Raw genomic sequence first — 9005 nt, forward strand, 5'->3', positions numbered from 1 at the left:
TTTAGTTATACTTAGTTTTAAATTTTGAAATGAGTTTTACTTTAAAAACTCAAAAATTCCAGCGGCACCCTGTCCTGTACCAACGCACATGGTAACCATACCATATTTACCTTGCATGTCTCTCTTACGCATCTCATCAAATAATTGAACAGAAAGTTTTGCTCCGGTACAACCCAATGGATGACCAAGTGCTATAGCGCCTCCATTAACGTTTACGATGTCTTGATTAAAATTCAATTCACGCATTACGGCCAATGATTGCGAAGCAAAAGCTTCATTTAATTCAATTAATTCAATATCTTCTTGTTTTAAACCAGCTTGTTTTAATGCTTTAGGAATAGCTTTTACTGGGCCAATACCCATTATACGTGGCTCAACACCAGCAGCAGCATAATTTACTAAACGAGCGATTGGTTCTATGTTTAATTCCTTAACCATATCTTCACTCATAACCATTACAAAGGCAGCGCCGTCACTCATTTGTGAGGAGTTACCGGCAGTTACACTTCCACCAGCGGCAAAAACGGCTCTTAATTTTGCTAAAGCTTCTTTATTAGTACCTTTTCTAGGCCCTTCATCTTTATTTACAGTATACTTTTTAGATGCTTTTTTACCGTTTTCATCTACATATACTTGTTCAACATCAATAGGAACAATTTGATCTTGAAAACGGTCTTCCGCTTGCGCTTTTAAGGCTTTCATGTGAGAATTGTAAGCAAACTCATCTTGGTCTTCACGAGATACTTTAAATTGCTTTGCCACTGCTTCAGCTGTATTACCCATTCCCCAGTAATAATCTTCATGACCAGATTTTACTAAATCATAATTTAATTCAGGTTTGTTACCTGTCATAGGAACTGAGCTCATACTTTCGGCTCCACCAGCAATAATACAATCGGCCATACCGGCTTGTATTTTAGCAGTGGCAATACCAATAGTTTCTATTCCTGAAGAACAAAAACGATTTACAGTTACACCAGGTACATCAACAACATCTAAGCCCATTAATGAAATTAAACGTGCCATGTTTAAACCTTGAGAACCTTCTGGCATTGCATTACCTACAATAACATCATCAATTCTTTTTTTATCAAATTGAGGAAGCTCTTTCATCATGTGCTGAATGGTTTCAGCGGCTAACTCATCAGTTCTTTTGAATCGGAAAACCCCTTTTGGTGCTTTTCCAACTGCTGTTCTATATGCTTTTACTATATATGCTGTTTTCATTTTTTTAGTTTCTTAAAGGCTTCCCTGTTTTTAACATGTGTTGAATTCTTTCTAAGGTTTTACGCTCAGTACAAAGTGATAAAAAGGCTTCACGTTCTAAATCTAATAAGTATTGTTCTGATACTTTGGTTGGCTCAGATAAATCACCACCAGCCATCACATAAGCTAATTTATTTGCAATTTTCTTATCATGTTCGCTAATGTAATTACTATCTTCCATAGCATCAGTACCTACTAAAAACATACCTAAAGCTTGTTTACCTAAAACTTTAATGTCTTTACGTTTTACAGGTTGTGTGTAACCTGCTTCGGCCATTAATTTTGCATGTGCTTTAGCAGTTGCAATTTGCCTATCTTTATTTACAACGACAATATCTTTTCCTTTTTGTAAAATGCCTAAATCATAAGCTTCATAAGCTGATGTTGATACTTTGGCCATACCAATTGTTAAGAAGTATTCTTGAAGCACATTTAACTCCACATCATTTTTATGGAATAAATCTTGAGCTCTTAATGCAAACTCTTTAGAGCCCCCACCGCCAGGAATAACACCAACACCAAATTCTACTAGACCAATATATGTTTCTGCTGCGGCAACTACTTTATCGGCATGTAATGAAAGTTCACAACCACCACCTAAAGTCATACCATGCGGAGCAGATACTGTTGGTATTGCAGAATAACGCATACGCATCATGGTATCTTGAAACATTTTAATAGCCATATTAAGCTCATCGTATTCTTGCTCAACAGCCATCATAAATATCATACCAATATTTGCACCTACTGAGAAATTTGGAGCTTGATTACCAACGACTAAACCTTGAAAATCTTTTTCAGCTAAATCAATAGCTTTGTTTAATCCAGCTAAAACATCACCGCCGATAGTGTTCATTTTAGATTGGAATTCTACATTTAAGATTCCATCACCTAAATCTTCAACAACAACACCGCTGTTTTTGAAAACTTCTTTTGACTTTCTAATGTTATCTAAAATGATGAATGAATCTTGTCCAGGTATTTTTTCTATTGCTTTTTTAGGAATATCATAAAAATATGTAGCGCCATCTTTTACAGCATAAAATGATTTTGTACCACTAGCAATCATTTCATTTACCCATGCTGCAGGTGTTTCTCCTTCAGCTTTCATTATTTCTAAACCTTTTTCTACACCTATAGCATCCCAGATTTGAAAAGGACCTTGTTCCCAACCAAAACCAGCTTTCATGGCATCATCAATTTTATAAAGATCATCCGTTATTTCAGGAATACGGTGTGAAACATAAGCGAATAGTGCAGCAAAACTCTTTCTATAAAATTCTCCTGCTTTGTCTTTACCATTTACTAAAACTTTAAAACGATCAACAACCTTATCAATCGTTTTGGTTAATTCTAGTGTAGCAAATTTTGCGCTTTTTTTAGAACGATAATCCATCGTATCTAAATCTAAAGTCAAAATTTCAGTTTTGCCTTTAGCATCTTTTGTTTTTTTATAAAATCCTTGTCCAGTTTTACTACCCAACCATTTGTTTTCCATCATTGTATTGATGAATGCAGGTAGCTTAAACAACTCTAATTTTTCATCTTCTTTGCAGTTTTGTTCAATACCGTTTGCAACGTGTACTAAAGTATCTAAGCCAACCACATCAACTGTTCTAAAAGTTGCAGATTTTGGTCGGCCAATTACAGGACCAGTTAACTTATCAACCTCTTCAACAGTCATTCCTAACTCTTTTACCATATGAAAAAGACTTTGGATGCTGAAAATACCAATTCTATTACCTATAAATGCAGGAGTATCTTTAGCAACAACAGATGTTTTACCCAAGAATTGTTCTCCGTAGCTATTTAAAAACTCTAATACTTCAGGTGAAGTTTTAGGACCCGGAATTATCTCAAATAATTTTAAGTAACGTGCAGGGTTAAAAAAGTGTGTTCCACAGAAATGCTTCTGGAAATCTTCACTACGGCCTTCACTCATAAAATGGATAGGGATACCAGAAGTGTTTGAAGTGATTAAAGTACCAGGAGTTCTATGCTTTTCAAGATTTTCAAACACCATTTTTTTGATGTTTAAACGTTCAACAACAACCTCAATAATCCAATCTACTTTTGCTACTTTAGCAATATCATCCTCTAAGTTACCAGTCGTAATGCGATCAGCAAATTCTTGATGGTATATAGGTGAGGGTTTAGATTTTAATGAAGCCATAAGTGAATCATTAACCAATCTATTTCGAACAATTTTATCGTTAAGTGTCAAGCCTTTGGCTTTTTCTTTATCATTAAGTTCTCTAGGAACAATGTCTAATAATAAAACTTCAACTCCAATATTAGCAAAATGACATGCGATGCCACTTCCCATTATCCCTGAGCCGATAACTGCTACTTTTTTTATGTGCTTATTCATCGATTTCATCACTATTAATTAGTTTTTAATCTTTTGTATATATTTTTTTGTCTGTTACGAGTTTATTAATGGTATCCATTACTTCAAAAAAGCCATTTAAATGTTCTTCACTTACATGCTGTTTAATTACATCATTAAAACGAAAAACCACTTTTTTAGAATCGTTTCTTTTTTCGAGACCGTATTGTGTTAAATATATTAGCACGCCACGACCATCTTTAGGGTTTGGTTTTCTAATAATTAAACCTTTCTCTTCTATACTTTTAAGTATTCTTGATAGGCTAGTGGCTTCCATACCCATTTTTGGACCAAGAGCAGTTGAAGGTGTACCTGTTTTAGGATCTATACTTAAAAGTGTAAACCCAATAGCCATGGTTGTTTCAAAGTTTTTTGCCTCTTCATTATACATTCTGGCAACCGCTTGCCATGTTGCTCTCAACGCATAATCTATTGTAAGTTCCTTCATACTAATATGTATATGAACTCAAATATAATAAATTTTATTATGCATGCATAATAAAATAATGTAAAAAAAGCATTAAATATTTTAAATTTCATAATAATTAGAGTTCAATTATATAGAAAAGTAATATTTAATGCTTTTGTAAACTTTTTTAATAAGTATTACTGTTGCTTATAAATATCATTATAAAGCTCAATATATTTTTCTTTAACAATTTTTCGTTTTAATTTCATAGTAGGAGTAAGGTGTCCGTTTTCCGTACTCCAAATATCAGCAGTTAATCTAAATTGTTTCACCTTTTCCCATTTTGCAAAACTTTCATTAGCTAAATCAACCTCTTCTTGAAATCGATTAATTACTTGTTCATTTTTAATGAGTTCTTCATTAGTTATATTATCGATATTTTTACGTTTTGCCCAGTTTTTTAAAAAATCAAAATCTGGTTGTATAAATGCAGCAGGCATTTTTTCACCTTCACCAATTACCATTATTTGTTCAATAAAACGAGATTGTTTAAATCTATTTTCTAATAATTGAGGAGCTACATATTTTCCGCCAGAAGTTTTGAACATCTCTTTTTTACGGTCAGTTATTTTTAAGAAACCTTCACTGTCAATCTCACCAATATCACCCGTATGGAAATAACCATCTTTTATAACTTCGGTTGTTTTTGCTTCATCTTTATAATAGCCTAACATCACCTGTGGACCTTTGACTAAAATTTCTCCGTCTTCAGCAATTTTAACTTCGGTATTTGCTAATAATTTACCTACAGTGCCAATTTTGAAGCCGTGATTACGCATATCATTCACAGAAATTACAGGAGAAGTTTCAGTAAGGCCATAACCTTCCATTACGCCAAACCCTGCAGCGTTAAAAACTCTAGCTAATCTTGGCTGTAATGCGGCACTACCAGAAGCCATAACAGAAAGTTTGCCACCTAAAGCATCTTTCCACTTGCTAAATATAAGTTTTCGAGCTAATGCTAATTTTTGTTCATACCACCAACCATTTTGACCATATGGTTCATATCCTAAACCAACATCAAGAGCCCAAAAAAATAATTTCTTTTTTATGCCTGTTAATTCAATTCCTTTAGCAATAATTTTATCATACACTTTTTCAAGTAAACGAGGTACAGCCGTCATTACATCAGGTGAAACTTCTTGAGCGTATTCACTAATTTTATCTATAGGAGCGTAATACACACTTGCGCCACAATATTGATATAAATATATAAGCATGCGTTCGTAAACATGGCATACTGGTAAAAAACTTAAGGCAACCGAGTTTCCAAGTTCAATAGGTATTCTGTGAAAACTCTCTAAAGCATTACTAACTAAGTTTTTATGAGATAACATTACACCTTTTGGTCTCCCAGTTGTACCAGATGTATATATTAAGGTTGCTAAATCATCAGTCTTTACATTGCTTTTTGTTTTTTCAACTTCATCTTGGTTTGAAGTGTCTTCACCAAGAGTTAAAAGTTCAGACCAATTTTTACAATCCTCAATTTTATCAAAACAATATACTTCTTTTAAAGTTGGCACCTGGCTTTGTATAGCTCTAACTTTTTCTAAAACTTCTTCGTCAGATACAAAACAGTAGATTGACTCAGAATGATTTAATACATATGCATAATCTTCTTCAGATATATTTGGGTAAATAGGAACGTTTTGTGCGCCTAACTGTAGCACACCAATATCCATAATATTCCATTCTGTTCTATTGTTCGTAGAGATAATTGCAATTTTATCATTTGGTTTTACACCCAAACGTAACAAAGCTCTACTAATAGCATTAGCGTGGTCTATATATTCTTGAGTAGAAGTTTCTACCCAAGTGTCATTATATTTTGTAGCAAATGACTTCTTTAGATTGTATTTTTCTAATTGATAATAAGGGAAATCAAAAAGACGTGTAATATTCGGCATATGTAATTATGTATTATTATGCAAATTAACAAAAAAACTGAATTAAATAATTATATTGATAAAAATATTAACTGTTTTTTGAGAATTTTATTTTATGTTGTAAAAATAGTTTTTTTGCTTTTTTTCATTCATCGACAATAAACTGCAAACTAACGAGTTATAATTGTTATTGAACTATATTGTAAGAAAAACCTTGTTATTTTAACTTAAATTTGTTTTGTAATTAATTATCAATTCCCAAATCGATGAAAAAACAGTACACCTTTAAAAAAATGCAATCAGCATTATTTAAATCCTTTTTGACTACAACTTTTATTTTAAATCTAACTGCTATTCAAGCGCAGTCTGAACCTTTTGAGTGTGACTATAATGCCTATTTATTTCAATACAATGATATTTATGCATTGGATTTGGCGTCAGGTGGTTCATATTTAGTTGCTGAGGATGTCACTCCAGGTAGTATCAATGCTGCGGCGTATAATTCAGCAGATGGTTATATATGGGGTTATTTATCAACTCCATCAAGATCAATTGTTAGAATAGGTAAAGATTTTACACCAGATATTTATAATATTCCAGATTTACCAGATGGCGGTAATAAGTATGTTGGTGATATTAATACAGATGGTATTTATTATTTTAGATCAGGTGGTACTAAGTACTACTCAGTAGATTTAAATCCGGAATCTAATTCTCATTTAGAATATACTGGAACAAAAACACTTACGAAAAGTATAAATATACATGATTGGGCTTTTAATGCTGTAGATGGTAAATTATATACAGTTGAAAAGACGACTAATATTTTATATCGTATTACGGCTGAAACAGGTGTTGTAGAGAGTTTAGGAATAGTACCGATTTTAGCGGGATTAAATTATACATACGGTGCAGTTTATTTTGACGTTGATGGTAACTTTTACGTATCAGCAAACCAAACGGGTTCTGTTTATAAAATAAATAGTGTTCAAACTATTGATATAAGTGGTATCGTATCAAACATTTTTGCTTTCGGACCATCAAGTGCAAGTAACGACGGTGCCCGTTGTCCGACTGCTCCAGTACCACAGGAAGATTGTATTAACGGTGTTGATGATGATGGTGACGGATTAATTGATTGTGATGATCCTGCTTGTTCAGGTATCGCATTATGCCCAGTAATTACTGAAACTTCAGGTGGTAATGATGGTGGTTTAGAGAGTAATGATCGTTTATCATCATTAATAAATAAGCGTAATTTTAATAGAGCTAGTACTAACTATAAGTTTGATAAATTAACAGCAAAAGCAGTTAAGAAAGGTTCTACTTATATGCGTAAAGGTGCTTATACAAGTAAAAATGTTCCTTTAAGTACTTTAGTCCCTTTAGGTATTATAGGTGAAACATCAACAATAGAATCTTCTCCTGCAGATTTATTAGCATTAACAAATGCATCAGATATTTATTCTGTAGATTATTTAGATGATACAGAAACTATTAGTGCATTAATGGTGATTAAAACCGATGATAATGTTTATGAGCACAGTAAATTTATTTGTGACCGTTTTTTAGGGGCAGAATTATTATCAGTTTCAACTATCCAAATTAGAGAAAAAGATTTTATAAAATCGATTATAAAACAGGCAGACGGAAGCAAAGAATTTGCATTAACATTTTCTGCCCGTGTAAATGATGGTGATGAGTTTGTTGTAGAATCACACTGGAATATTGATGCTTACCAAACAAATACAGGATATTACAACTTTCAAATCTGGTCTAATTCTATTGACGATTTATTAAGTCTTGGTGAAGAAATTTTAAATTTATTAGAAGCAAACGCTGCAATATCTAACTATATTTCATCAACACCGCCACCAGTATTTGTGCGTAGTGCTAGTTACGAAAGTGGAAAAATAAACTTGAATATTGTTAACAATAATTATAGTACTTCAGTTTCTATGGAAGGTGGAATGAAGTCTACAGAAACAAGTGGAACAAATCAACTTAGCTTAACCACTGGTTTAGAAGGCAAAATAGAATCATTGTCTGTTGATACGGGAGCAATATTTGATTTTGGATTCAGAATACAGAATGAAAGAGGAGATACTCCAGATGATTTATTTGTTGCTGATGCACCTTGGGGATTAGATGATGCGGCTGGTAATACGACAGTAGAAACATATGAAGTATTACAAAATGATGATAACTATGAGTATAGCGGTTATAGAGTTGAGCGTAATGTTCATATAAAAGCAACAACTTCAGACTATGTTGGAGCTTACAGAGCAATGACGCCACGTTTTCAAGCAGTTGATTTATCAGCTTACGAAAACTTAAGCTTCAAAGCAGAAGGTACAGGTGATTTAGAAGTTAAGTTACTTAAAGGTGATGGTTCTTTCTATTCAACTACAGTAACATTAACTGAAACAGAAGAAGAATATACCTTAAAAGCTTCTGATTTTGTAGACGATAGTTCAGTTGCCACTGACTTTACAAGTTTGAAAGTAGTTCTATTTAACATGCATGCTACAAATGGAGCTGAAGAAGAAAAAGAAATGACAATTGCAGATATTGATTTTAATAATAGAGAAGAAGCAATAGTTGATGAAGAAATAATTGTTGAAGAGAAAGTAAAAACAAAAGCTTTGGTATCTCCAAACCCTTTAACTACTGAAACTGTATTGTATTTTACAGCGACAGAAGCAAGTAGTTATACTTTTGATATATTTAGTTTAAACGGCACTGTACAAGGTGCTCATAGAATTACAGGTGAATGTGTTGAAGGTGATAATGAAATCACAATTCAGAGACAGAGTCTTAATTCAGGAATTTATTTTTACAAATTAGCAAGTAGTAATCAAACATGGAGTGGAAAAATTATAGTGAAGTAGATTGATTTATTAATTGTTAGATTAGGGAAGGTCATTTGGGGAGATACTTATGGCCTTTACCTTTTTTGAGTAATTGAACTTAATTATAAAAAAGCAAACAG

Annotated in this window: 5 protein-coding genes; 1 reads left to right on the forward strand and 4 read right to left on the reverse strand. The window is 32.8% G+C overall.

Annotated elements, in window-relative coordinates; translation table 11 throughout:
- Positions 1-36 precede the first annotated feature (36 nt).
- The 4 genes from KO500_RS13090 to KO500_RS13105 form a co-directional block, all read right to left on the reverse strand.
- On the reverse strand, positions 37-1227 hold the full coding sequence (locus tag KO500_RS13090) for an acetyl-CoA C-acyltransferase (RefSeq protein WP_215957004.1): 1191 nt from the start codon (positions 1225-1227) through the stop codon (positions 37-39).
- A 4-nt stretch (positions 1228-1231) separates the two neighbouring features.
- Positions 1232-3637 carry a 3-hydroxyacyl-CoA dehydrogenase/enoyl-CoA hydratase family protein gene (locus tag KO500_RS13095; RefSeq protein WP_215957005.1) on the reverse strand — a complete coding sequence of 802 codons (2406 nt, stop codon included), beginning with the start codon at positions 3635-3637 and terminating at the stop codon, positions 1232-1234.
- Positions 3638-3662: 25 nt separating this feature from the next.
- Positions 3663-4103, reverse strand: coding sequence for a MarR family winged helix-turn-helix transcriptional regulator (locus KO500_RS13100; protein WP_215957006.1), 441 nt, complete (start codon positions 4101-4103; stop codon positions 3663-3665).
- Between the two features lie 158 nt (positions 4104-4261).
- Positions 4262-6034, reverse strand: coding sequence for an AMP-dependent synthetase/ligase (locus tag KO500_RS13105; protein WP_215957007.1), 1773 nt, complete (start codon positions 6032-6034; stop codon positions 4262-4264).
- 245 nt (positions 6035-6279) lie between these two features.
- On the opposite strand from KO500_RS13105, the gene KO500_RS13110 reads away from it, so the two are divergent.
- Positions 6280-8904, forward strand: coding sequence for a T9SS type A sorting domain-containing protein (locus KO500_RS13110; RefSeq protein ID WP_252732505.1), 2625 nt, complete (start codon positions 6280-6282; stop codon positions 8902-8904).
- The last annotated feature ends 101 nt before the right edge of the window (positions 8905-9005 follow it).

Source organism: Cellulophaga baltica (genome assembly GCF_018861125.1).
Lineage (GTDB): Bacteria > Bacteroidota > Bacteroidia > Flavobacteriales > Flavobacteriaceae > Cellulophaga > Cellulophaga baltica_A.

Excerpts from the sequence above, each read along its gene's own strand:
- KO500_RS13100 (WP_215957006.1), bottom strand. The coding sequence starts at position 4,103 with ATGAAGGAACTTACAATAGATTATGCGTTGAGAGCAACATGGCAAGCG.
- KO500_RS13095 (WP_215957005.1), bottom strand. The coding sequence starts at position 3,637 with ATGAATAAGCACATAAAAAAAGTAGCAGTTATCGGCTCAGGGATAATG.
- KO500_RS13090 (WP_215957004.1), bottom strand. The coding sequence starts at position 1,227 with ATGAAAACAGCATATATAGTAAAAGCATATAGAACAGCAGTTGGAAAA.
- KO500_RS13105 (WP_215957007.1), bottom strand. The coding sequence starts at position 6,034 with ATGCCGAATATTACACGTCTTTTTGATTTCCCTTATTATCAATTAGAA.
- KO500_RS13110 (WP_252732505.1), top strand. The coding sequence starts at position 6,280 with ATGAAAAAACAGTACACCTTTAAAAAAATGCAATCAGCATTATTTAAA.